Source organism: Paenibacillus sp. BK720, from assembly GCF_011761545.1.
Lineage (GTDB): Bacteria > Bacillota > Bacilli > Paenibacillales > Paenibacillaceae > Pristimantibacillus.
On sequence record NZ_JAASRQ010000001.1, the window covers coordinates 377,320 to 403,212 of the forward strand.

Genomic DNA, 25,893 nt, shown 5'->3' on the forward strand with positions numbered 1-25,893 from the left:
TCTTCCGGCGAGGGCTCCCCGAGCCTTGCACTAATCACATCTGCTCAAGACGGATGAGGCGCGGCCTGTTTGGACCGGGCCATAACAGCGCCGAAGACGACCTTGACTCCGGAGGCTTTCCGTTTGTTCATCATGTTCCCTTGAAATTTTGCTTGTTTAAATGATAAAAAGTCATTAGAATAATGCTAGGGTAAAGGAAATAAAGCTTTTGCCTATTTAAATTGTTTTTTTATGGTTAACGACTAATTCGGCGTTAATGAACCAGAGACGGAGCTGGACATAAGCCTAAATAAGAGTTGGTTTCTTACAACTTTTATTTAGGCTTTTTTTGTCTCTATTAGAATTACATATTGAAGGTAAAGAGCAGGTTTACCTAAGACTAAGGATGGATTTTTTGGAAAAGAATGAAAAGCAAATTCAAAAGGAAATTGCGAGCCACATTGGAAGACTGCTCCGCGAGGCGTTCGGAAAAGGACCGCAATCGATTTTTGTTAATATCAGCCGCCCGTTTATCGTAATCTACTTGAGAAATTTCTTATCGCCAACCGAAAAAATTCTTCTTCAACAGGATCAGGTGAATTCCGTGCAGCATACCCGTGACCTGGTCATGAAATCGCTGATGCCGGAAATAAAAGCGTATCTCCTGCTGCTTGCCGATATGAACATCAGGGAATTTTATTATGACTGGGGCTTTCATAATCACTCCGGCATGCTTGTTGGCATAGAGGCGGAGGATGAGTCTCTCGGGTTCAGACCGCAGGAATGGTATTCGGGCAAAGAGGAGCTGCACGTTGAGATCGATCGCATTAGTCAACAAATCCAAAAGAAGCCGGATGAAACTCATTCTTACATGATCAATGACCGGACGCTCCTGGTCGTCAGAACTGGAATTCTGATCAGCCTCGGCAAAGAGTTGATCCGTCTTGGATTCGAAGAAAGCTTGAAGCTCGCGGAACGCAATCTTGAAAAAAGCTATTTAATGAACAGCAGCCGCTTCCCGGAGATCATCAAGTCGCAGATTTTAGACGTGTTTGTCGACTGGGATTTCCATGAAGATAAAAGCGTTATCGTATTTATATTGAATCCGAATCATAAATGAAGAAACGGATAAGATGCGGAAAAAGGCAAATAATAGGTAAAGTTTCGATTGTGTTATTCCGAATATATAACTACAATAAATCTGGGGCGGAAGAAATAATGCTTTTGCCTAAATTAAGGATGAATGATCTTGGAGAAAGAGGCTCAAGCCGAAATAGCGAGCTACGTGGGCAGATTGCTGAGAGAGGCTTTCGGGAGAGGACCGCAGTCCATTTATGTCAGCATCAATCGGCCGTATGTCGTATTGTATTTAAGAAACTTCTTGTCGCCGACGGAGAAGATCCTTCTTGAGCAAGATCAAATCCACTCGATTCAATCGACTAGAGACTTACTAATGAAGTCGTTGATTCCGGAGATCAAAGCCTACCTGCTGCTGTTAGCAGGTATGAATATTCAGGAATTTTATTATGACTGGGGTCTGCACAATCATTCCGGCGTTATGGTTGGGGTTGAGGGCCATGATGACCGGGGACAGCCATACCTCGGCAGCGACTATATAGGAAAAGACGAGCTTCAGCACGAGATCAGTCTAATCAGCCAACAGGTTCAGAAACGTCCGGACGTCCTATATTCTTGCCTGATCAATGATAGAACCCTGCTCGTCATTCGCGTTGGGATTCTGATCAGCATAGAGAAAGAATTAATTCGGATCGGTCATGAAGAAAGCTTGAAGCTGGCTAAACGGAATCTTGAAAAGGGTCACCTGCATAATAACGGTCATTTCCAGAAATTTCTAAACGCAAAGGTTACGGATCTGTTCGTCGACTGGGATTTTCATCTGGATAAAAGCGTCATGGTGTTCATTTTAAATCCGGGTCAATAAATTGGTGGTAATGAACCAGAAAGATCGCTGGACATCAGCCTAAGTAAAGCCGAAATAAGGCTCTTATTTAGGCTTTTTATTATTTGGTAAATTATTTTCGCATAACTGGGAGGAAATATGAACCATTATAATGGACAGAACGAGGTTCTTGATCGGATAACGGACGCTATCTTTGCCCTTAATAACAATTGGGAATTTACCTATATGAATGATGGAGCGGCCAGATTGTTCAGGCGAAGGTCATATGAAATGATGGGCAAGTATATATGGAGTGAATTTCCGAAGGAAGCCTATTCGATTTTTTATGAGCACTACCGTAAAGCGATGCAGGAACAGATCCGGGTTGAATTCGAGGCCTATTGTCATCCTATCTCTATCTGGTTAGAGGTGAAGGTTTTTCCTTCCTCCGACGGGCTGTCGGTTTACCTGCAGGATATTACGCAGAAAAAGGGCCTGTCCCTGCTGAAGGAGCAGCACTACGCGTCGCTCTTCAAATACAATCCGGATGCGGTATTTGCCTTTGATCTGGAAGGGAATTATCTTAGCGTAAATCCTGCGATGGAGCAGCTGTTAGGCTATAGGGCGGAAGAGTTCTTGCAGATGTCCTATATTCCGCTCATTCCCCCGGAGGAGCTGGAGAAGACAAAGAGTCTTTTCAAGCTGGCGGCAAAGGGGATTACGCAGCATTATGAAACGAAGGCGATTCACAAGAACGGAAAAGTTATTGACGTCAAGGTGACCAATATGCCGATTATCGTCAATAATGAATCCATGGGGGTATTTGGCGTTGCCAAAAACATCATGCAGGAGAATCAAAACAAGACAAAGCTGCTGGAAGCTGAAAAATTGACGGCGGTTGGTCAGCTTGCAGCCTCCATTGCGCATGAAATAAGGAATCCTCTCACCTCCTTGAAAGGATTCGTTCATCTGATCGAGCAAGCCGTTCCCGGCGTTAACGAAAAATATTTTACGATTATGAAGGATGAGCTGCGGAGAATCGAGCTGATTACAAGCGAGCTGCTATACTTGGCCAAGCCGCAGGCGCAGGAATTCAAGGTTGAACAAATCTGCCAGATTGTACAGGATGTCAGCCTGCTGATGAGCTCCCAAGCGTTAATGAATAACGTGGAAATCCGATTATCGGGTCTGGACGGATTGCCGGCCATTCGCTGCGTGGCGGCTCAATTGAAGCAGGTATTTATCAATCTGATTAAAAACGCCATGGAGGCTATGCCTAGCGGTGGGGTCATCGGTATCCACGCCTCCAGCCCAAGCCCGGAAACGCTAATGATTCAGGTGTCCGATACGGGGAAAGGCATTCCGCAGGAGCTTATTGCCAAGATCGGCGCTCCCTTTTATACAACCAAAGAAAACGGAACGGGCCTTGGCATGATGGCCACCCAGCAAATCATCCATTCGCATGGCGGGACGCTTGATATAACAAGCCAGGTAGGCGAAGGGACTGCGATTCATATTTGTTTGCCGGCCGCAAGCTTACAGGATGGGGTTGTAGCGGGATAGCTGTGAATGGGAAAGATATAGATAAGGCAGCCGAAGTTCTCGGGTGTCTTTCTTTATGTTCGGGCAGTTATCTTTTGAGGAGTATGCTATTATAAAGGCTATCATATCGATCGACATTATATCGAAAAGAGGGATGGCTTACGAGGGAGTTTGGACTTCGGTTTAATTCTTTTTTTGAACGATGGATGTTTCTGCTGATCCCGGGATCGCTTGTCCTGGGTTTTCTTTTTGCCGACTCGCTTGCTCCGATGGTGGATGCCGTTCCGTATCTGTTTGCCTACGTCACCTTAACGATGGGAATTGGCTGCGGACTCAAGCATTTGTATGAGGTTGTCAAAAAGCCCGCCATTCTGGTGTGGACGCTCCTGTTGGCGCATCTGCTTTCCCCGCTTGTCGCTTACGGGCTTGGCTCGTTATGGTTTGGAGCGTCCTCGCCTTACGTTGTTGGGCTAGTGCTCTTTACGATTATTCCGCTTGGCGTATCAACCGTCCTATGGGTTGGAATGTCGGGCGGCAGCGTGCCGCTTGTGCTTGCGATGGTCGTGCTGGACTCCGCATTGAGTCCGCTGGTTGTCCCTTACGGCATTCATTTCTTTTTTAATACAACCGTGGATATTGCGATTGGACCGATTATGTTCGACCTGTTCGTTATCGTTGTTCTTCCGACCATCATTGGCGTAGTCTTGCATGAGCTGAGCAAGGGGCGGATTCAGGAGAAGGTGAAGCCCGTTGCCATGCCAATCTCGAAGCTCTGCTTCGTTGCGGTGGTAGCCTTGAACGCTTCGGCGATTGCGCCGTATGTCGATCAGCTGAAGCATGACATGCTGAAGCTCATCCCGCTTGTTATTGTGCTGGTAGGGGTATGTTATGCAGTAGGCTTCCTCGGAACGGCCAAATTCGGCGGCAAGGAAGTGCAGGTAACCGTGTCTTACGCGACGGGCATGCGGAATATTTCGCTTGGCATCGTGCTGGCGCTGGGTTACTTCAGCCCGCTGGCTGCCGTGCCGGTTGTGCTTTCCATCCTTGTGCAGCAGCCGCTTGCGACGGTGCATCATTTTGTTTTACAAAAACTTAACAAAAACAAGACTGGCAAAGCCGCATGACGGCATGTACGATAATACGAGTGACAAATAGTCTAATTGGAGATGAAGGGCCATGAACAGCTTTCGCAACCGATTAACGTTAACCATGATCATTATTCTTGCGTTATCCGTAACCGCGGCCGGTCTCTTCATGGCAAAGACGTTTAAGGATAACCATATCAATGCGCTTGAGGATAACATGATCCGCGAGATGCATATCATTCTGGCCAAAACCGAGTGGAAGCAGGGAGATAATACGGCGCTGTTCCCGTATTTCACGAAGGAAGCCGAGAATCTTAAGACTTATGCCGATACAAGGGTGACCTTCATAGCCGGCGACGGCACCGTCCTTGGCGATTCGGATCATGCCCCGGAAACGATGGATAACCACAGCACGCGGGTAGAGGTTGTGGAAGCTCATAAAGACGGCATCGGACGGGCTATCCGGTACAGCGATACGTTGAAGGAAAATTTATTGTATGTAGCCTTGGCGGTAGATCCTTCGGACCCGCATTCCAATGTGATCCGCCTGGCGATGAGCTTGAAGGAAGTCGACAAGAGCATCAATCAGCTGTGGACCGTGCTCATTATCGGGCTGCTGATTTTGTTTATCGTTGCCGCTTTTATCAGCTATCGAATCGCCTTAAGCTTAACGCGTCCGCTAGAGCAAATCACGAAGGTTGCCCAGCGCATCAAGCAGATGGATTATAAAGCGAGGGTGAAGGTCAGAAAGCAGGATGAAGTTGGCGAGCTTGGTCATGCTATTAATGCCATGGCCGAAAGCCTTGAGGTGCAAATGACGCGGATCCGGCAAAACGAAAGCCAGCTGGAGAGCGTGCTTGATAACATGATTAACGGCGTTATGATGATTGACAAGGCCGGCAAAATTCTGCTGATGAGCCGCCGCGCGGGCGAGCTGCTGGGTATCTCGTCCGGCGAGCTCGTCGGAAGGAATTACGCGGAAGCCAAGCAGCAATACGAGCTTTCCCAGTTGATTCAGGAGGCCTTGGAGAGCCGTGAGCATATCCGCGAGGAGATTACGTTCTACTTTCCGGAGGAGCGCTTGCTGGAGCTTAACCTGGTACCGATTCTCCAGGAGAACCAGGAATTCGGCGGGGTGCTGCTCGTGCTTGCGGACGTAACGGCGATCCGCCGCCTGGAGCGGATGCGCAGCGAGTTCGTCGCGAACGTATCCCATGAGCTGAAGACGCCAATCGCGGCCGTGAAAGGCTTCGCCGAGACGCTTCTTGGCGGCGCGGTGAACGATGAGGAGACCGCGCGTTCCTTCCTGCAGATCATTTATGACGAGAGTGACAGGCTGAACCGTCTCATCGGGGACATACTGGCCTTGTCGAAAATCGAATCGAAGCGTGTTCCGCTTTACTTCTCGCCGGTGGAGATGGATTCGTTCATGACGAAGACCGTAACGATGATGGAGTCGGAGGCGGCGAAGAAATCGATCAAGCTGCAGCTGGAGATGGAGCATGGCTTGTACGTGGAAGCCGATGAGGACCGTCTACGGCAAATTATGATGAATGTTATCGCAAATGGCATAAACTATACGCCAGAAGGCGGTAAAGTGTCGGTGAATATCGCCAGCATCGATGAGGATCATATCCGGATTCAGATTAGCGATACCGGCATCGGCATTCCGAAGAAGGATCTGCCGAGGATTTTCGAGCGGTTCTATCGGGTCGATAAGGCAAGATCACGAAGTTCAGGCGGCACGGGACTTGGTCTGTCGATCGTCAAGCATCTGATTGAGCTGCACAAAGGCACGATAACGGTCACAAGCGCCGTAGGCGTCGGTTCGACATTTGTCATCGAGCTGCCCGTTCTTCAGCAATAACAGCCGGTCGAAAAATTTACCCATTCTTCATGAAATCGTGATAAAATAAGGTAGAAATCTGTGTCCAGGCTGGACAGGCTGGAGGTACTCATGTCACATAAAGTGCTCGTTATTGAGGATGAACCGACACTCGCGCGTCTTTTGTCGTATAATCTGACGCAAGAGGGTTACGATACGACTGTCATTGATCATGGTGCAACCGGGCTTCAAACCGCTTTGCAGCGCACGTTCGATCTCATTATTTTGGACATCATGCTGCCAGGCTTGAACGGCTTTGAAATACTAACAAGGCTTCGCCAGAATGGCGTAAAGACGCCTATTATTATTTTGACCGCCCGCAATGCGGAGGAGGAAGTCGTTCAAGGGCTGAAGCATGGCGCGGATGATTATATCACGAAGCCGTTTGGCGTTGCCGAGCTGCTCGCGAGGGTATCGGCGGTATTGCGCCGGACGCAGCAGGATGACTCGGTGCCGATCGAAACGTCCGAGAAGGTTATTACCGTAGGAGATTTGTCGATTTATCCGGAGAAATACGAAGTCATTCTGAACGGGGAGACCGTTCCGCTTCGTCCGAAGGAATTCGAAGTGCTGCTGTATCTCGTACAGCGTCCGGGGATGGTTATTACGCGAGATGATTTGATGAACGTGGTGTGGGGCTTTGATTATATCGGCGGGCAGCGTACGGTTGACGTTCATGTCAGCTCGCTGCGCAAGAAGCTGGAGCTGGGTCAATCCGTACAGATCGAATCGATTCGCGGCGTTGGTTATAAATTGGTCATGTCAAAAAAACTCGTCACACCAAAGGGATAAGGTGGACGAGTTTTTTGTTTCCGCTATTGTCGGTTCCAATCCAGCATCTTGCGCTGGAATTGCTTGGGGGAGCAGTCATTGTACTTCTTGAACATCTTATAAAAGTGGGCCATGTTAGGCATTCCGATCCTTTCTCCGACCTCGGTAATGCTTAGATCCTTCGTAAGAAGAATGCGCTCCGCCCATTTGATTTTCCGGTAATTGACGAATTCCGTGAAGGACATCCCTATCGTTTTCTTAAAAAACTTGACGAAGTAATAATAGCTCATGTTGGCGATCCGGCAGACTTCCTCCACCTGAATCCGGTCGGTCAGCCGGTTCTCGACATAGTCCAGGACAGGCTTCAGCCGGAGGCGGTCGAAGTCGTCCTGCTCGGCGAGCATCTTCCGGTTATCGTTGCGCAGCAGGGTCAGCAGAATTTGCTTGATCAGAACGCTGACCGCGATTTCGTAGCCGGTCTCCTTGCGTTCCGCCTCCTGATGCAGCTGTCGGATATAGTCTCCGATCTGCTTCTTCACCTTGCCGTTCTCTTGAAAGATATAATTGGCCATGCTGAGCGGATTCTCGGTCTCGGAGAAGTAGCGCATATAAGCGATCGTGCTCTGATCGAAAAACGGCTCCAGCTCGAACTGCAGGACGATGTAATCGAGATGCCCGACACTCCGGTCGCGGTGAAGCTGGGAAGCGCCGATCATAATGATGTCGCCCGGCTGGAGATGGTAGCTCTCTTCCTCGACATCCACATCAAGCCTGCCTTTTATAATATAGAGCAGCTCTAGCTGCCGGTGATAATGCCAGTTGGTGAAATCGTCATCCTTCCGGATCGGCTGCCAGACACGCAAGGATAACAAAGGGTTTTCATAGACAACTTTCTCGTTAAACGGCTCCACCTTTGCCGGTCCCACCTTACGTTGAAGTATCTTATTGCACTTGCCGCCCCGGGCGACAGGTTGCCTTCTTCATTGTAGTGGGCTTCGGCGTTAAAGGCAACCATTCGCCAAATCGCCGGAGACATAGGTATAATAGAGTCATAACGCGAGAGGAGATGACGGCATGCGGCCAAAAGTGTACCTATCATCCAAAGTATCCGACGAGGTAAAAGCATACCTCGATCAATATTGCGATTGCGAAATGTGGCAAAACCCGGAGAGAGCGATTACCGGGCAGGAGCTTGCCGAAAAGCTCGGCGACGTGGAAGGGCTGCTTGCAGCCGGCAATGCCATCAGCGAGCGGCTGCTAAGCGCAGCGCCGAAGCTGCGGGCGGTCAGCAATATTTCGGTAGGCTACAACCATAACGATCTGGACGCGATGAAAAAACGAGGCATAATTGGCACCCATACGCCGTATGTGCTGGATGAGACGGTGGCGGATTTAACGCTGGCCCTTATGCTGGCGGCGGCCAGAAGAGTGACCGAGCTGCATAATCTCGTCCGCAGCGGCGGATGGCAGCGCGGCGTGGGCGAGCAGCTGTTCGGTCTGGACGTGCATCACGCGAAGCTAGGCATTATCGGGATGGGACGCATTGGCGAGCAAATCGCAAAGCGCGCCAAATTCGGATTTGACATGGAGGTCTCCTACTACAACCGCAGCCGCAAGCCGGAGACGGAGGAAAGGCTTGGCGTAAATTATCTGCCGCTGAACGAGCTTCTGGAGCAGTCGGATTTTATCGTGCTGATGACTCCGCTTACGCCGGAGACCAAGCATATGATTGGCGAGGAGCAGTTTAACCGGATGAAACGCACGGCGATCTTTATTAACGTATCTCGCGGCGAGACGGTTGACGAGGCGGCTCTGATCGAAGCTCTGCGCACGAAACGGATTTATGCGGCAGGACTTGACGTATACGAGAAGGAGCCGGTCAGCCTCGATAATCCGCTGCTCCGGCTCGATAATGTGGTGACGCTGCCGCATATCGGATCGGCAACGAAGAAGACGAGGAACGACATGGCCATGGTTGCGGCCCGCAACCTGGTGGATGCGTTATACGGCAGGGAGCCGCAATACGTGATTCCGGAATTGAAAAACTAACGGGAAGAGCCTCTGCGTGCTGCAGAGGCTCTTCCCGTGCGCTTAGCGAAGGTCGTCGTGGGCGGTACGGCCGGAATGGTACATTTTTGCCGGGTTCACTTCGCTTTCCTTCGCGGAGAGAGAGCTGGATACCAGCTTGAATACCGAGGTCTTGCTGCCCATCGAGGAGACGTAGCGCTCCAGATGGGTCTTCGCAAGCGGCCGGTCGAAATAACCGGGAACGTATTTGTCCAGCATGACCTGCATGGCGGCGGTTGCTTCCTCCCAATCGTCGACCTTCTCGATGGTACCGTAAATAATGACGCTCATATAAGCGGTATCGACATGGGCGGGCGTGGGATCGGCGATCGTGCCGTACTCTTCGCTGACCGTAAAGCAGGCGGAAGGGTTATCGGCAATCATTTCGATTTTCCGACCTTCGGATGCACCGTGGAAATAGATGGCGTTGTCTTTCCAGACGAAGTTTAAAGGAACGACGTAAGGAACATTGCCTGAGGCGAGGCCAAGAAATCCGGTTCGGGCCTGCCCCAGGAAACGTTCGATTTTGCCTGCATCGGTGCAGGCTCTTTTTTGCAAGCGAATAGGAAACATTTCACTTCACTGCCTTTCTTTCGGGTTCATTGTGTTATCATTGTAGAAGGATTCTGTCCCTGTCAAAAGGTACAGTTTCGTTCGAAATGAGGGGTACAGATTGAGGTGGCAGGATGATCGGTTTAACGCCGGATTTGAATAAACAGAGCGGGACTCCGCTTTATCAGCAGCTATTTGCCTATTTAAAGGGACAGATCGAGCAGGGGATGCTGCGCGAAAATGAGCGTTTGCCCTCGATCCGCCAGCTCTCCGTTTATTTGTCCGTCAGCAAAAACACCGTCGAAACGGCCTATCAGCAGCTTCTGGCGGAAGGCTATATTCAGAGCAGGCATCGCAGCGGCTTATACGTCATGTCGCTGGATCAGCTCGAGGGGATTAAGGAGACAGGGCCGGTCAGAGCGGCGGTCGAGTCAAGCCTGGACTCGCTGCCGCCGGGCGCGATTAACTTTGAATACGGCGATGTAGAGCTGGAGCATTTTCCCGTGCGGCTGTGGAAGAAGTGTCTGGTAGACGCGCTCGAGGAGTGCACGACGGAGGTATACGGCTACGGCGACCGCCAGGGACACAAGGGTCTTCGGTCCGAGATTGCCCGTTATTTGTACCAGTCGCGCGGAGTGGTATGCGCGCCGGATCAAATTTTCTTAAGCGCCGGGACGCAGACGATGGTCAGCCTGCTGGCCCAGCTGCTGCCTCTGCCCGAGGCGATTGCGATGGAGGAGCCCGGTTATAACGGGGTTAGAACGGTTCTGATGAACATGGGGCGAAGGATTATTCCCATGCCGCTGGAGCATGACGGGATCTCGGTCGAGCATCTGAGGGAAAGCGCGGCCCGCCTGGTATACGTGACGCCTTCCCATCAGTTTCCCCTCGGGATGATTATGCCGGTTCACAACCGGATCAAGCTGCTTCAATGGGCTTATGATCAGGACGGCTATATCGTAGAGGATGATTTCGACAGCGAGCTGCGTTATCAGGGGCAGCCGATTCCGGCGCTTAAGGCGCTGGATACCGGGGACAAGGTTATTTATTTGGGGACGTTCTCGAAGTCTTTCTTGCCGGGAGTGCGGCTAAGCTATATGGTGCTGCCGGAAAGGGCAGCGCAGGATTTCGGCAGCAAGCTGCAGGCTTACAGCCAGTCGGTATCGCCGCTTATTCAGGCCGCCATGTACCGGTTCATGAAGGAAGGTTATTTCGAAAGCCATATCCGCAAGATGAGGAAGCTGTACCAGACCCGTCACCGGATGCTGCTTCGCACGATTCGGGAACAGCTTGGCAGCCATGTCGGCATTATCGGGGAGCGGTCGGGTATGCATCTGCTGCTTGACGTCTACGGGCGCTCCGGCGATGAGCTTGTGGAGAAGGCACTGGAGTACGGGGTCATCGCTTATACGCCGAGGAAGCATTGGCTGAATCCGGAGGCATGTCCTCCCTCTTACATCATGCTTGGATTCGGCGGACTTGACGAGCGGAAAATCCGCGAGGGAATTATTCGGCTGCGCAAGGCTTGGTTTCCTTAAATTGTGATACAATACGATGGAGACCTAATTAAGGAAAGAGAAGTGAATTTTTTGATTACCATTACGATTCCGGAACCGGACGTTACGATTTACAAGCAGACGAATCCGCAGCTCAGCCATATTTACAATTTCACGGATTTCCATCTGATCACGCGCGAAAAGGGCGGCTTCTTTATTTTCTACAATTTCAAGGGAGACGTGCTGTTCGTCGGCAAGGCCAGAAAGCTGAGACCCCGCATAAAGAAGCATTTCGAGGACAGCGTGTCGCCGATGAAGAATTACCGCGACGAAGTGACCAAGATCGAGATTTACGTGAATGAGGATCCGGTGGAGCGAGAAATTTACGAGACCTACCTGATCAATCAATTCCGGGCGAAATACAATGTGGACAAGGTGTTGTACCGATAGAATAGACATGCGATTGGCTGCAAAGGCTGCTCAGCAATGAGGGCCTTTTTGTGTTGATATCGATTGTTGGAAAGGATTGATGTGAAGATCTTGCAGCATGTTCTTTAGTTTCGGTAGTTCAATTAAGAAGAGGATGGGCTATACTGTAGCGGCATAATCGATTTCACGGGAAAAGAGGGGCTGCTTATGGAACAAGCAAAGCGGAGTGTCATTGCGGTTAATCAACTGGGCTTCCGGAGGACGGACCGGAAGACGGCAGTTATAGAAGGAGACGGCGGAACGTTCAGGTTGATTAACCAGACAACTGGCGAAGTGGTGTTGGAAGGGGAAACGGGGACTGCTGCCGAGGACGGATCCAGCGGCATGAAAGTTTGCCGGGCCGATTTTTCAAGCGTGCAGCAAGCGGGGACCTACAGGCTGGAGACGGAGGAAGGGCAAGTCTCGGATTGGTTTGTTATTGGAGATGAGGTTTATGGGTCTGCTTTTCAGGCTTTGTTGAAAGCGTTTTATTATTTCCGGTGCGGAAGCGAGCTGGACGAGTCTTATGCGGGAGTATGGAAGCATGATGCGTGCCATCTGTCACCTGCGATTGTGTACGGAGATGAAACGAGACAGGTGGATGCCTGGGGCGGATGGCATGATGCCGGCGACTATGGCAAATACGTCGGTCCGGGAGCAAAAGCGGTTGCCGATTTGCTGCTGGCTTACGAATGTTATCCGGATGCATTCGCGCGAGCGCTGCCTTTGCCTGAAACAGACGGCGTGATGCCGGATGTGCTTCATGAATGCCGGTACGAGCTGGAATGGATGCAGCGCATGCAGGATGAGGAGTCGGGCGGCGTGTTTCACAAGCTGACGACTTTGCGGTTCCCTGCCGCAGATACCATGCCGGAGGACGATACGGACGAGCTGTACGTATCCCCGGTATCGGCAACGGCAACGGGCTGCTTTGCTGCTATTATGGCAATGGCATCGCGCGTCTACGGAGGCTTCGATTCGGTGTTTGCGTCCGGCTGCAAAACGGCAGCCGAGCGGGCATGGGAGTGGCTCGAGCGGCATCCGGAGGTGCCGGGCTTCCGCAATCCGCCCGAGATCGTAACGGGGGAATACGGCGATAGGCTCGATGACGATGAGCGGTATTGGGCGGCGGCCGAGCTGTATCGTGCAACGGGAGAGGAACGGTATCATGACGCTTTTCTTCTATTGGCGGAGCGGGAATTCGACAAGTATGAGCTCGGCTGGGCCGATATGGGCGGCTACGGGACCATCTCCTATCTCTTGTCCGAACGGACGCGGGATCAGGCACTTGCGGAGCGGCTGCGGGCCGGTCTGTCGGAACGAGCCGAGCGGCTTGCCGATGTAAGCCGGAAGGACGGATACGGCGTATCTTTACAGGCGGAGCAGTACAGATGGGGCAGCAATATGCTGGTGCTCAATCATGCGATGTTATTGTTAATGGCTGATCGTGTTGCGGGAACGGCCGCGTATGCGGATCTGGCGCTGGATCACGTTCATTATCTGTTCGGGATGAATGTAATGGGCATTAGTTATGTAACGGGGTTCGGCAGCCGGCCGGTTAAGCATCCGCATCATCGCCCATCCGAAGGCGACGGCGTGGAAGAGCCGGTTCCGGGGCTGGTATCCGGCGGTCCTAACCAGGGCCTTCAGGACGACTATGCCCGCGAGCATCTGGCAGGCAGAGCTCCTGCCGCCTCCTTCGCCGATGCGATGGAAAGCTACTCGACAAACGAAGTGACGATCTACTGGAACTCGCCTGCCGTGTTTGTTCTGAGTCATTTTGTTCGATAGGGGCAGACTCTGCCCCTGGATTTGAGTAAGACCCTGAGAGGGTCTTATGGATAAATCCGGAAGACTAAATGGCAATGATAAGCGGAAGAAGGCTAGAATCGGCGGGTTAATCATGGAGACAGCTGATGGTAAGGTAAGCAGATAATGGAAAAAAGACCCCGGCGGGGTCTTTTTGCGTAACCGGGATAGTAAGTTTAAGTCCCTTAGGGACCTTAATCTTAATCACAGCTACATCTCTCGCACCATCAACACCTGCTCCATGGTGGTTGCAAGTCCCATCCCGGCCAGCACCTCGGCAAGGGCCGTATTGGATGCCCGGATATTAAAGGCCGAGCGCCGGCAAGTTTCGCCGGGCTGCCATACCTCGTGCAGTGCAGCCGCCAATACATCCTTGGCGTCGGTACGGCCCGGAGCGACTTCAGCCCGGTACAGGACAATGCCCGTCAGATCGCCGTCCGGGCTGAACGTCCTCCTGTACAAGGCATAACCGGCTGCTTCTCCGCCGTCAAAGACGGCAACGCTCTCGCCATCCTTCAAGCTGGTCAGACCGGCCTGCCAGACTTCGCCCGCGGAGTAGAACGGTAGCCGCGCGGCTTCCGCTGCCATGCCTAGCGCAATCTGGAACGGATGCTCGTACGTATCGTCCATATCCGGAATCGGCTGCTCCGTGGACTGGATCAGGAGACGGTCTATCTGCTTATATCCAATGGATTCGTACAGCCGAATGGCATTCGCATTTTGCGAGATCGCCTCGAGATTCGCTTGATCAACGCCTAATTCCTCGTATAGCTGCAGATTCCTCAGCATTAGGGCCTTGCCAATGCCCTTGCCTCGGAACGCCGGCTTGATGGCGGTACCGCCGTTCCAAGCCAGCGTTCGGCCTCCGTATTCTCGGAAGCCGTTCATAACGAGTCCGGCCGCTTCGCCGTCGACATAACAGGCAAGGGAATGCTCAAGCGAGAGACCTTCAGAAGCGGTCCGGCCGATGAACCGGTCGAGCGGAAGCGCAGCCGGAACCAAATAACCTTCGAAGGACTGGTTCCACAGCTCAGACACCCCGTTAATCGGAAGCTCACACAGCGGGCGGAAGATAACGTTCACCATTACCCCCTCCTTACAGCGCTTTATCGTCTACGCTTTCCAGCCAGCTGTCGATGCTGCCGATGACGGAAGTAACGCAGCCATCCTCGAACGGCGAGATCAGGCCGGCAACCTTAACAAGCTCGGTGAAGGAAAGGCTACCGCCTTGACGGCAAAGCTTGAGATAATCGGCCCATGCCGATGTCCGGTCCTCGTGCATTCTTTTCCAGAACTGAAAGGCACAGATTTGAGCCAGGGTGTAATCGATATAGTAGAACGGACTGCCGAAAATATGCCCCTGACGCTGCCAGAAAGCACCTTGCTTGAGATAGCTGTTCTCCTCGTAATCGCGATGCGGTAAATATTTCTTCTCGATTTCGCGCCAAGCAGCCTTCCGCTCAGCAGGAGTAGCATCCGGATTCTCGTAGACAAAATGCTGAAATTCGTCAACTGTTACGCCATAAGGGAGGAAGAGAAGGGCGCTCGCCAAATGCTGGAACCGATATTTATCCACTTCCTCCTTGAAGAACAGGTCCATCCACGGCCAGGTGAAAAACTCCATGCTCATCGAATGAATCTCGCAGGCCTCATAAGTCGGGAAGGCGTATTCCGGCACGGCGAAGCTTCTGCTCTCGTACACCTGGAAGGCATGGCCGGCTTCGTGCGTCAGCACGTCGATATCTCCGGAGGTACCGTTAAAGTTGGAGAAAATAAACGGTGCGCCGTATTCGCTGATGTAGGTGCAATAACCGCCGCCTTGCTTGCCTTTTTTCGCAACGAGATCCATCAGGCCGTTATCCAGCATAAACCGGAAAAACTCGTCCGTCTCCGGCGACAGCTCCGCATACATTCGAGCTCCGTTCTCGACGATCCAATCCGGGCTGCCTTTCGGCTTCGCATTGCCCGACAGGAAAGCAAGGTTCTCGTCGTAGTAATAGAGATGGTCGACGCCAATGCGCTCGCGCTGGCGTTCCTTCAGCCTGCTCGCCACCGGCACGATATGCTCAAGCACCTGATTGCGGAAATTCGCCACCATCTCCGCCGTATAATCGGTGCGGCTCATGCGGGCATAACCAAGCTCAACGAAATTCGTGAAGCCCAGCTTTTTCGCGATGCGGGTACGCACCTTCACAAGCTCGTCGTAAATCCGGTCAAATTCAGCTTCATTCTCGCTCATGAAACCGGAAGAAGCCTCGGAAGCCTGTTTGCGGACGGAGCGGTCGGTCGATTGCTGGAACGGCGATAGCTGCGAAAGCGTCCGTTCTTCGCCGTCGAACATGATTTTGGCGGAAGCGATAAGCTTCGTGTATTCCGTGGACAGCTTGTTCTCCTGCTGCAGGTCCTCGATAACCTCTGGGCTGAACGTCTTCAGCGAGAGTTCGGCCAGCTGGAACAGCTGACGGCCCCATTTGTTTTCAAGCTCCGCTCGGAACGCCGAATTCACAAGCGCCCGGTAATAATCCGTTATGTACTCCTGAACGACAGGTCCGTTCTCGTCGAAGAAATCCTGCTCGGCTTTATAAAATTCATCGTTTGTATCAATCGAATGACGGATGCTCGCAATTTGCTGCATCGTATCAAATTCGCTCCGCAGCTTGTTGAGGCCGGTCATTGCCGCGTCCTGCTCCTCGAATCGGCTTGCCGCGTTAAAGGCGGATAGAAGCTCCTTGAACTGCTTCTCGAAGGACGCTACATCGGGACGTTCGTAACGATACTCATTAAATTTCACTTGGATACACCTGACCTCTCTTGTTCATGGGTTTTGAAAATAGGAAATGGATGGTAGAACCATCGCCTTGTGATGTCTATTCGTTAGGATTAGCGGTGAATCCTGCTTCTTCCGCAAGCAAAAAGGCTTCCTTCACCAATGCTCAGGCGAAGAGAAGCCTTTCATGAAAGTATGTTCAGCAAGTTGCGTTTATGTCCGGGTTCTTTGCTCGAATTCCTCGCGAATCCTAGCGAGCAAAGCGGGATCGGCAACCACGTCGTAAGCGGTAGCCGCCAGCGTCTTGGCGGCGAAAATCATCCGCTCGAGCGCGCGCTCCGTCATCGCGGCATCGCGGAATTCCACGGTGTGGAGAAGGAAGCGCTCCTCGACGATTTTGACATAAGGATGAATGGCGGGGCAGCGGACGGATACATTGCCCAAATCCAAGGAGCCATGATCCTTCCCGGTCTCGATCTCTTCCGGCTTCACGCCTAGCTCAAGCAGATTGGCGGTGAAGCATTCGGACAAAGCCTCATTCGTGAGCAGCTCGTCATAGGAAAATTCATAATTGCTCATTTCCAGCCTGCAGCCGGTCTGCAGAGCCGCACCTTCGGCGCAGCGGCGAACCTTCTCGGCAAGCTCGTCCGTGTAGGCCCGGGTAGCGGAACGGACATAAAATTGGGCGGAAGCGTAGTCCGGAATGACGTTAGGCGCTTTGCCGCCGTTATCGATAATGCCATGAATGCGGGCATCGCTTCGTGTCTGCTGCCGGAGAGCATTAATGCTGTTGAACAGCTGCAGAACCGCGTCGAGGGCATTCACGCCTTCGTAAGGGCTTGCCGCCGCATGGGCAGGCTTGCCGAAATATTCGAACCGGATCGCGTCAAGCGCAAGCGAATCGCCGGATTTCTCAAACGTATAATAAGGATGCGCCATCAGCGCGAAGTCGCAGTCGTCGAACAGACCGGCTTCGGACATCGGCACCTTGGCGCCTTTGGTTTCTTCGGCAGGCGTTCCGTAGACGCGGATCGTTCCGCCAAATTGATCCATGACGGCCTTTAGCCCAACGGCTGCCGCAATTCCCATCGTGCAGATGAGATGATGGCCGCAGGCATGTCCGATTTCCGGCAGGGCGTCATATTCGCATAGAAAAGCAACGGTTGGACCCGGCTTGCCGGTCGCATAGGTTCCGATAAAAGCGGTTGGAATGCCAAGCGTACCCTTTTCAACAGAGAAGCCTTGTCTCTCCAGCTCCTCGGTCAGCATGGCCGCGGATTTGAACTCCTGGTGGCCCAGCTCCGGATTAGCGCCAATCGTTCGCGAGATTTGTTTGAAGTTTTTCGCATGGGATTCAATGGTGTCAATTACGAGTTGTTTGTTGCCGCTTGTCATGGACAAGCCTCCTTCTATCAAACTTTATCCCCACCATTATAACCGATAAGCCGCATGGTTGCCTGCTCGTGCCGGCCATTAAAGAAGCTCAGACTTGCTAATGAATGCCATGCATCTTCTTGAACTGCTCCGGACTCATGCCCTCAAGCCTCTTGAAGACGGTGCTGAAATAGCTGGCGCTGTCGAAGCCAACCTTCGCCGCAATCTCGTGCATTTTATGCTCACGGCCTAGAAACATCAGTTCCTTGCTGCGGTTAATCCGTTCCCGGTTCACGTATTCCATCGGCCGCATGCCCATCAGCTGCTTGAACAAGCGGCACAGATATTGCGGAGTAACGCCAATGCGCGAAGATAAATCTTGCATGGTCATGACGCTGTCGATATGCTCTTCGATATAACGGATGACCGGATTGAGCCGCATGTAATATTGCTCGGCGGATTGGGTGCTGACCTGTACCACCTTCATCAAGTCGAGCAGGAACAGATACAACAGCTTCGAGCATTCAAGACCGAGAAAAGGAAGTCCCGACTCCGCCATGGCGGAAATGCCGCGCAGATGGGCAACGATCATTTCGCTGTCGGTAACGGAGTACAGACCGGGTTCTTTGATGCCGGCTTGGGCAAGCAAGTCCTGCGCCAGACTGCCGCCAAAGCTGATGAAATAAACATCCCACGGTTCCCGGACCGCATAATAACGGTGGGGAACGCCGGGGAAGAGACAAAACCCCTGACCGGCCTTTACGGTATACCGCTCGTCTCCGATCCACAGCTCGCCTTCTCCGCCGGTGGACTGAAGCCACTGATAATGCGGAAAGCCCTGCTGACGGTCGATCGTCTCCTGGTTATTCCAGTGGCCGATAATGTCTACGAAAAGGGGGAGCTTGCGGTCGGAATCGGCCAGAATCGGAAATACCAATTTATCCATAATGGAGCCACTTCCGGTTTCATATATTTAAAATGATGTGAATATAATGTGATTTTATTGGATCTGAAAGCGTATTACAATATTAATATCGTAATAGACAATTTACTTGTATGGAGGTTAACACCGATGACCCTGAAGTTCCCGCCAATCAGCCCCAAATTCCCGCAAATGCTCCATGGAGCGGATTATAACCCGGACCAATGGCTTGATTATCCTCATGTTCTCGAAGAAGATATCCGCCTGATGAAGCTGTCGAGCAGCAATGTGATGTCGGTCGGCATTTTCTCTTGGGCAGCTTATGAGCCTGAAGAAGGCGTATATACGTTTGAATGGATGGACCGGCTGCTGGACCGTTTCGCGGCGAACGGCATTTATGCCTTGCTTGCCACGCCAAGCGGCGCAAGACCGGCCTGGATGTCGGAGAAATATCCGGAGGTTCTCCGCGTAGAGGAGAACGGAATCCGCAATATGCACGGCGCGCGCCATAACCATTGCTTCTCTTCTCCGGTATACCGCGCGAAGGTGAAGGAGATGAACCGCAAGCTGGCAGAGCGTTATTCGCAGCATCCGGCAGTCATCGGCTGGCATATCTCCAACGAATACAGCGGCGAATGCCATTGCAACTACTGCAGAGAAGCCTTCCAGAACTGGCTGAAGAAGCGCTACGGCACGATTGAAGCGTTGAACCACGCCTGGTGGACAACCTTCTGGGCTCATAAATATACAAGCTTCAGCCAGATCGATACGCCAACCTACCGCGGGGAAAAAGCGGTGCACGGCATGAACGTGGACTGGAGAAGATTCGTAACCGATCAAACGGTGGATTTCTGCCGCAACGAAATGGAGCCGCTTCGCGAGATTAATCCGGAGCTGCCGATTACAACCAACTTCATGCTGGACTTTGAGCCGCTGAACTACTGGAAATTCTCCGAGCTTCTCGACGTGATCTCGTGGGATGCTTATCCGACCTGGCATGACGCGAAGGATCAAAGCGAGCTTGCGGCGTGGATCGGCTTCAACCATGACGTATTCCGTTCGCTCAAAGGCGGCAAGCCGTTTATGCTGATGGAGAGCACGCCAAGCATGACGAACTGGCAGCCGATCAGCAAGCTGAAGAAGCCGGGCATGCATCTGCTCGCTTCCATGCAGGCGGTTGCCCACGGCTCGGATACGGTTCAATATTTCCAATGGCGCAAAAGCCGCGGCTCCAGCGAGAAGCTGCACGGCGCTGTCGTAGACCATGTTGGCCACGAGAATACCCGCGTCTTCAAGGATGTGACGGATGTTGGCCAGGCGCTTGAGAAGCTGCAGGCGGTTGTTGGTTCTTCGGTTAAGCCCGAGGTCGCGCTTATCAATGACTGGGAGAACCGCTGGGCGGTGAAGGACTCGCAAGGACCGCGCAACTGCGGCATTCATTACGAAGAAACGTTGAAACGTCACTACCGTCCTCTGTGGGATATGGGCGTGCCCGTCGACATTATTGATTCGGAGTGCGCGTTTGATTCTTACAAGCTGCTGATTGCGCCAATGCTGTACATGGTTCGCCCGGGCGTTGGCGAGCGGATTGAGGAGTTTGTGAAAAATGGCGGCACGTTTGTTGCGACGTACTGGTCGGGTATCGTGAACGAAAGCGATCTGTGCTTCCTGGAAGGCTTCCCTGGACCGCTCCGCAAGACGCTTGGCATCTGGTCCGAAGAAATTGACTCCCTGTACGACGGGGAAAAGAACAGCGTGGTTATGTCGGAAGGCAACAAGCTGGGTCTTGCAGGCTCTTACGATGCGATTGAACTCTGCGACCTGATTCACCTGGAAAGCGCGGAAGCTTTGGCCGTATACGGCGATGACTTCTACGCGGGCCGTCCGGCACTGACGGTGAACCAGCTTGGCGAAGGCAAAGCGTATTACGTCGCTTCCCGCAATACGGAGCCGTTCTTCACCGATTTCTTCAAGAAGCTGGTCGAGCAGGAAGGACTGAAGCGCGTCGTGGAGACGGAGCTTCCGCAAGGCGTTACGGCCCAACTGCGCTCCGACGGCGAGTTCGATTATGTGTTCGTGATGAACTTCAGCGAGTCGGCGCAGCAAGTAAAGCTCGACGAGCAGGCGTACGAGGATGTTCTTGCCGGCGGCAAGGTAGGCAATGTGCTTGACCTTCCGCTTAACGGAGTAAGGATTCTGAAAAGAAAAGCAAGCTTTCACTCCTAAGCCGGCTGCGAGCGATAAGCGATTGACATTTATTGCGCCATTCTCTATAATTTCTGTAACTTGATATAACTTATGCGGCGAAAGAGCGCAGTAGCGGCTTAATCCCTGTTCTAGAAAGCCGGGGGGCGATGGAACCCGGCACACATTAAGTCCCGCGAAATACACTCTGGAGCATCCCGGGTAATGCCGGGCGGTTGCGGCGAACGATATCTCGCCTAGAGCGGTATGAAGGTCAGCCTTGCGCAAGGCGGCTTCATGCAAGTTGGGTGGTACCACGGTAACTAATCGTCCCTATGTCTATTCAGACATAGGGGCGTTTTTTGTTTTCACCACGATTAAAAAGGAGAGCTAACCGATGAACATTATTGACGAACTGGAATGGCGCGATGCCATTAACCAACAAACCGACGCAGAGGGATTGCGAGAATTGACGAACGAGAAGGCTGTTTCGCTCTATTGCGGGGTTGATCCGACGGGAGACAGCATGCATATCGGCCACTTGATCCCGTTTATGGTGCTCAAGCGGTTCCAGCTGGCGGGCCATCGTCCGGTTATTCTGATCGGGGGAGCGACCGGTACGATTGGCGACCCAAGCGGCCGCACATCCGAGCGTTCTTTGCAGACGCTGGAACAGATTCAGGCGAACGTGGAAGCGCTTGGCGCGCAGCTTCGCAAGCTGTTCCTCACCGAAGGCGATAACAATATGCGCATGGTTAACAACTATGACTGGACGCATAAGATCAACGTTATCGAGTTCCTTCGCGACTACGGCAAAAACTTCAGCATCAACACGATGCTTGCGAAGGATGTCGTATCGAGCCGGCTTGAGAGCGGTATTTCGTTTACGGAGTTCTCGTACCAAATTTTGCAATCGCTCGACTTCTTGCATTTGTACCGGGAGGAGGACGTGCAGCTTCAAATCGGGGGCTCCGACCAATGGGGCAATATCACGAGCGGCCTTGACCTGATCCGCAAGAAGGAAGGCAGCGAAGCGAAGGCGTTTGGCCTGACGATTCCGCTTATGCTGAAGGCTGACGGAACGAAGTTCGGCAAGACGGCGGGCGGCGCCATCTGGCTGGATCCGGAGAAGACCACTCCTTACGAGTTCTACCAGTTCTGGGCTAACACGGACGACCGTGACGTCGTCAAATACTTGAAATACTTCACGTTCCTCTCGAAGGAAGAGATTGAAGGCTTGGCGGAGAAAGTGGCTACGGAGCCTCATAAACGTGAAGCTCAGAAGAAGCTTGCCGAAGAGATGACGCGCTTTGTCCATAGCGAAGAGCTGCTGCAGCAAGCGCTGCGCATTACGGCCGCGTTGTTCAGCGGCGATATCAAGTCGCTTAGCGCGGAAGAGATCGAGCAGGGCTTCAAGGAAATGCCGACATTCGAAGCGACGAACGAAGCGAAGAACATCGTGGATTGGCTGGTTGATCTCGGGATCGAGCCTTCCAAGCGCCAAGCACGGGAGGATATTACGAACGGTGCCATCTCCATGAACGGCGAGCGCGTAACCGACCTAGCGCTCGAGGTATCCTCGGAACACGCGATTGGAGGACGCTTCATCATTATCCGCAAGGGCAAGAAAAAATACAGTTTGGTGAAGATGGCGTAAGGCCGCCTGAAGAAAAACCCCTGCTTCAATCCCGTTTGGGAGGAGGCAGGGGTATTTTTGTTTGTCGAATTTTATTATCGCAGCAACAGGCATGTTCGGCACGCTTGTCCACATAGAATGGAATACAGAAGGTAGGCAGGCGAATTCTGGAGATGAGGTGCGGACATGCTTCGGGGATACAAAGGATTTATGGTTGGCTTAGTAATGGGAGGTCTGCTGATGTCGGCTTTGCCTTCCATGGCAGCTACAAATAAAAGTTATTCATTGACGGAAGCGGCATATCCAATCGAAGTTAACGGTTCGGCCTATACCGGACAGGGATTGCCTGTCCTCACCTATAAAGGCAACACTTACGTTCCGCTTAGGGCGATGGGGGATATGCTGGGCGCTTCCGTGGCATGGAATGACAAGCTGGGAAAGGTCGTCATTTCCTCGGGAGCTGCAATCGCCCCATGCAATAACGCGTTCTGCGACGTGTTGGTCACCGGCTCGGCAGGTCATTATACCGTGACCGGAAAAGGCAGAGTGTTTGAGGCGGTTATGCAATACGCGGTGGAGGACGGCCATGATTATTTGCTCGAAGGCCATCAGCAGCTGGAAGAGGGGGCGCCCGCCTGGTCGCCGTTCTCCTTGGACATCACGATTCCGCCAGAGCAGCTGCCTGCGAACGGGACGCTGACGCTCGAGCTTTTCGAAAACAGCGCGAAGGACGGGTCGCGAATCAACGTCTTAACCATCCCTCTGGAGACGTTCTAGCACTCTAGCATAAAATGCGCAGGCTGCTCAAAGCAGCCCTAAAGACGGCAAGCCAAAACGCATCATGCGTTCCGGTTTGCCGTTTTTTGTTGTGCCGCCAGAAAATGATTCTTTCGCCCTATATTTTAGCTAGTGAAAGGAAAAAACGTAAAATAAGATCTCAATTTATAATATTGAATATATTAATTTAATTAAAACCAGACTAAAATCCACGAAACTTATCGAAATATACCGAGTTTATCCTTAGAATAGCCAAGTCTAATAGATGTCCGTTCCTTTTAAATGTACTAATGAAATATTGATTATATCTAATATTTATATTAATATGTGGGGCAAGAACTACTTCTTATCCTTTCAGGGTTTTTCGCAGCCTATCAATGACCTTCAAAACCAAATGAAGAAGATTGGCCGAACGGACGGTTCGGCCGCAAAGGAGGCATCATGCGAGTGGGGAAACAGCATGAACGCGCCGAGTGGACGGGATTTCAAGAATCTCGTCCCTATGGTCCGAAGTATGATCTAAGAACGGATTTTGTCATGGTGTACGGGTTGTCGGATAAGCTGGAGGAGCGCATCGAGGGCTGGAGGAAAGCCGGCTATACGATTCATCTCATGACCGGCGTGTCATGGGGCGAGTACCAGGATTATCTGTACGAGAAATTCGACGGAAGAAATCACTGGGACGAGGCCCAGATGGACCGGTTCGGGAACTATATTCAGCATGGGAAAGACGTGCCGTATATGGATCCAACCATCGCTTTCTCCGAATATTTGGCGACCTATATCAAGAAGGCGATTGACTGCGGCGTCGAAGCCATCCATCTGGAGGAGCCGGAGTACTGGGCGGCATCGGGTTACTCCGAGGCGTTCAAGCGCGAGTGGCTGACCTATTACGGGGAGCCGTGGACGGCCCCCCACCTCTCGCCGGACGCGCAATACCGGGCTTCGAAGCTGAAGGCGTATCTGTACTACCGCGCGCTTGACCGGCTCTGCGCGCAGATGAAGGAATACGCGCTGGTTACGTATAACCGTCAGGTTCGGTTCTATGTTCCTACTCACAGCTTGATTAACTACACGCAATGGCGCATTATCAGCCCGGAGGCGCTGCTTGTGTCGATGCCGTCCTGCGACGGGTTTATCGCTCAGATCTGGACGGGTACGGCCAGAACGCCGAATGTATACAGAGGCATCCGGCGGGAGCGTACCTTCGAGACGGCATTCCTGGAATACGGCGTCATGCAGGAGCTGACTCGCGGTACGGGAAGGGACATGTGGTTCCTTCACGATCCGATCGAGGACAATCCCCGTTATAGCTGGAGTGATTACCGTTATAATTATCGGGCGACCGTTATCGCTTCCCTTCTTCATCCCGGCGTATCGAAGTTTGAGGTCTGCCCTTGGCCTTGGCGGGTATTCACTCGAGACTACCTGACAGAGGACGGCAAAGGCAAGGAAGGAATACCGCCGAGCTACAAGACCGTTCTTCTTACGGTGATGAACGTGCTTCGGGATCTTCATCGTCATGAGGAAGAGCAGACTGACATCTATACAAGCGGGATCGGGCTGTTTTTGTCCAATTCGGCGATGTACCAGCGGGGCGATGTTCTGCCGGAAGAGCCGGAAATCTCTACGGGCAAAAAAGAAGGCGGCGTGACAACGTCGGATATGCTGTCGCCGGAACAACGGGAGCTGCTCGATTTCTCCGCGTTTTACGGGCTGGCGCTGCCGCTTGTGAAGCATGGCATCCCTCTGCGCCCCGTGCAGCTGGATAACGCGCTGACCTTCCCGGGATACTTGGATGATTACAAGGTGCTGCTGCTCAGCTATGAGTTCATGAAGCCTGAGCATGCGGGCTTGCACCAAGCGATTGCGGGCTGGGTCAGAGACGGAGGCGTGCTTATTTACGTCGGCGACGGAACGGATGCTTTCCATGGCGTACGCGAATGGTGGAACCGGGAAGGAAGCCGCCGCTCTTACGAGCGTCCGGACCAGCATTTGTTCGAAACACTGGGGTTAGCGGCGAATCAGGAGGACGGCGAGTATGCTTGCGGGGACGGATTTGTCCTTGTGCGGCGCGTGCATCCGGCCGCTCTATCGCGTACCGGCGAAGGCGCGGATTCCGTCCGCAGCGACGTGCAACTGGCGCTGAAGCTTAGAGGCGAAGCGGGTGCTTACCGGGAAAGCGGGATCCTTCGCGTCAAACGCGGTCCTTATGTTATTGCGCAAGCGTTGGACGAGACTGAGGTTGCCGACCGCAGTATACTCGAAGGAAAATTTATCGACCTTTTTGAGGATGATCTCCCGATCGTCCAGAGCGTGGAACTGAAGCCGGGCGACAATTGCTTATTATACGATTTGGACGCTGCGGGTACGGCAGGGGACGGCAAGGCGGCCAAGGTTCTGGTCAGCTCTTCGCGTATCGAAGACGAAGCGGCGGATGAGAAGACGATTGCGTTCCGCTCGGAGAGCCCGTCGGATATGACGGTCAGCATCCGGTTGCTTGCCGCTTCGGCTCCGAAGCTCGTGACGGCGGACGGACTTGCGGCGGATCATGTGTTTGACTCAGCATCGGGAACTCTGCTCATCCGTCATTCCGGCAAGCCGGAAGGCGTATTGGTGGAAGCGGTCTGGAACTAACTTGGAGGTTTAACGAATAACGGCGCAGAGATGCGCCGTTAT

20 protein-coding genes and 1 other annotated feature are annotated in these 25,893 nt (G+C 52.6%); of the genes, 14 read left to right on the forward strand and 6 right to left on the reverse strand.

Annotated elements, in window-relative coordinates; translation table 11 throughout:
• Nucleotides 1–385: 385 nt before the first annotated feature.
• From FHT67_RS01630 to FHT67_RS01655, 6 genes are all read left to right on the forward strand, one after another.
• Entirely contained in the window at nucleotides 386–1,099 is a 714-nt protein-coding gene (locus FHT67_RS01630; RefSeq protein WP_243866859.1) for a Na-translocating system protein MpsC family protein, read from the forward strand.
• 123 nt (nucleotides 1,100–1,222) lie between these two features.
• Entirely contained in the window at nucleotides 1,223–1,921 is a 699-nt protein-coding gene (locus FHT67_RS01635) for a Na-translocating system protein MpsC family protein (RefSeq protein ID WP_167195066.1), read from the forward strand.
• 117 nt (nucleotides 1,922–2,038) lie between these two features.
• Entirely contained in the window at nucleotides 2,039–3,442 is a 1,404-nt protein-coding gene (locus tag FHT67_RS01640; protein ID WP_132303349.1) for a PAS domain-containing sensor histidine kinase, read from the forward strand.
• A gap of 185 nt (nucleotides 3,443–3,627) precedes the next feature.
• Nucleotides 3,628–4,545 carry a bile acid:sodium symporter family protein gene (locus tag FHT67_RS01645; protein ID WP_167195069.1) on the forward strand — a complete coding sequence of 306 codons (918 nt, stop codon included), beginning with the start codon at nucleotides 3,628–3,630 and terminating at the stop codon, nucleotides 4,543–4,545.
• Between the two features lie 52 nt (nucleotides 4,546–4,597).
• Entirely contained in the window at nucleotides 4,598–6,373 is a 1,776-nt protein-coding gene (gene pnpS / locus FHT67_RS01650) for a two-component system histidine kinase PnpS (protein WP_167195072.1), read from the forward strand.
• 90 nt (nucleotides 6,374–6,463) lie between these two features.
• Nucleotides 6,464–7,183, forward strand: coding sequence for a response regulator transcription factor (locus FHT67_RS01655; protein ID WP_116393787.1), 720 nt, complete (start codon nucleotides 6,464–6,466; stop codon nucleotides 7,181–7,183).
• A 23-nt stretch (nucleotides 7,184–7,206) separates the two neighbouring features.
• Here the strand turns inward: FHT67_RS01655 and FHT67_RS01660 are convergent, their stop codons facing one another.
• Nucleotides 7,207–8,073, reverse strand: a complete 867-nt coding sequence (locus FHT67_RS01660; protein ID WP_132303353.1) for a helix-turn-helix domain-containing protein — start codon at nucleotides 8,071–8,073, stop codon at nucleotides 7,207–7,209.
• A gap of 163 nt (nucleotides 8,074–8,236) precedes the next feature.
• On the opposite strand from FHT67_RS01660, the gene FHT67_RS01665 reads away from it, so the two are divergent.
• Entirely contained in the window at nucleotides 8,237–9,211 is a 975-nt protein-coding gene (locus FHT67_RS01665) for a 2-hydroxyacid dehydrogenase (protein WP_167195075.1), read from the forward strand.
• Between the two features lie 42 nt (nucleotides 9,212–9,253).
• Here the strand turns inward: FHT67_RS01665 and FHT67_RS01670 are convergent, their stop codons facing one another.
• Nucleotides 9,254–9,802: a pyridoxamine 5'-phosphate oxidase family protein gene (locus tag FHT67_RS01670; protein WP_167195077.1), complete on the reverse strand. Its 549-nt coding sequence runs from the start codon at nucleotides 9,800–9,802 to the stop codon at nucleotides 9,254–9,256.
• A gap of 113 nt (nucleotides 9,803–9,915) precedes the next feature.
• On the opposite strand from FHT67_RS01670, the gene pdxR reads away from it, so the two are divergent.
• The 3 genes from pdxR (at nucleotide 9,916) to FHT67_RS01685 (ending at nucleotide 13,536) form a co-directional block, all read left to right on the forward strand.
• Nucleotides 9,916–11,319 carry a MocR-like pyridoxine biosynthesis transcription factor PdxR gene (pdxR, locus tag FHT67_RS01675; RefSeq protein WP_167195080.1) on the forward strand — a complete coding sequence of 468 codons (1,404 nt, stop codon included), beginning with the start codon at nucleotides 9,916–9,918 and terminating at the stop codon, nucleotides 11,317–11,319.
• Between the two features lie 51 nt (nucleotides 11,320–11,370).
• Entirely contained in the window at nucleotides 11,371–11,727 is a 357-nt protein-coding gene (locus FHT67_RS01680) for a nucleotide excision repair endonuclease (RefSeq protein ID WP_207918108.1), read from the forward strand.
• Between the two features lie 186 nt (nucleotides 11,728–11,913).
• Nucleotides 11,914–13,536, forward strand: a complete 1,623-nt coding sequence (locus tag FHT67_RS01685; RefSeq protein WP_167195082.1) for a glycoside hydrolase family 9 protein — start codon at nucleotides 11,914–11,916, stop codon at nucleotides 13,534–13,536.
• A gap of 228 nt (nucleotides 13,537–13,764) precedes the next feature.
• Here FHT67_RS01685 and FHT67_RS01690 read toward each other — a convergent pair whose 3' ends face one another.
• From FHT67_RS01690 to FHT67_RS01705, 4 genes are all read right to left on the reverse strand, one after another.
• On the reverse strand, nucleotides 13,765–14,640 hold the full coding sequence (locus FHT67_RS01690) for a GNAT family N-acetyltransferase (protein ID WP_167195085.1): 876 nt from the start codon (nucleotides 14,638–14,640) through the stop codon (nucleotides 13,765–13,767).
• 10 nt (nucleotides 14,641–14,650) lie between these two features.
• On the reverse strand, nucleotides 14,651–16,345 hold the full coding sequence (locus tag FHT67_RS01695) for a M3 family oligoendopeptidase (RefSeq protein ID WP_167195088.1): 1,695 nt from the start codon (nucleotides 16,343–16,345) through the stop codon (nucleotides 14,651–14,653).
• A 189-nt stretch (nucleotides 16,346–16,534) separates the two neighbouring features.
• A complete protein-coding gene (locus FHT67_RS01700) occupies nucleotides 16,535–17,716 on the reverse strand; it encodes a M20 family metallopeptidase (RefSeq protein WP_132303361.1) in 1,182 nt (393 codons plus the stop codon).
• Between the two features lie 97 nt (nucleotides 17,717–17,813).
• The gene (locus FHT67_RS01705; protein WP_132303362.1) at nucleotides 17,814–18,641 is read right to left on the reverse strand and encodes an AraC family transcriptional regulator; all 828 of its coding nucleotides are present in this window, start codon (nucleotides 18,639–18,641) and stop codon (nucleotides 17,814–17,816) included.
• Between the two features lie 126 nt (nucleotides 18,642–18,767).
• Here FHT67_RS01705 and FHT67_RS01710 point away from each other — a divergent pair, with 126 nt between their 5' ends.
• From FHT67_RS01710 to FHT67_RS01725, 4 genes are all read left to right on the forward strand, one after another.
• Complete coding sequence (locus tag FHT67_RS01710; RefSeq protein ID WP_167195091.1) at nucleotides 18,768–20,843, forward strand: beta-galactosidase; 2,076 nt, start codon at nucleotides 18,768–18,770, stop codon at nucleotides 20,841–20,843.
• A gap of 68 nt (nucleotides 20,844–20,911) precedes the next feature.
• Nucleotides 20,912–21,139, forward strand: a binding site (T-box leader).
• A gap of 59 nt (nucleotides 21,140–21,198) precedes the next feature.
• On the forward strand, nucleotides 21,199–22,458 hold the full coding sequence (gene tyrS / locus FHT67_RS01715) for a tyrosine--tRNA ligase (RefSeq protein ID WP_132303364.1): 1,260 nt from the start codon (nucleotides 21,199–21,201) through the stop codon (nucleotides 22,456–22,458).
• 219 nt (nucleotides 22,459–22,677) lie between these two features.
• Nucleotides 22,678–23,214: a Gmad2 immunoglobulin-like domain-containing protein gene (locus FHT67_RS01720; protein ID WP_167195094.1), complete on the forward strand. Its 537-nt coding sequence runs from the start codon at nucleotides 22,678–22,680 to the stop codon at nucleotides 23,212–23,214.
• A 441-nt stretch (nucleotides 23,215–23,655) separates the two neighbouring features.
• Complete coding sequence (locus FHT67_RS01725) at nucleotides 23,656–25,851, forward strand: hypothetical protein (RefSeq protein ID WP_167195096.1); 2,196 nt, start codon at nucleotides 23,656–23,658, stop codon at nucleotides 25,849–25,851.
• Nucleotides 25,852–25,893: the final 42 nt, after the last annotated feature.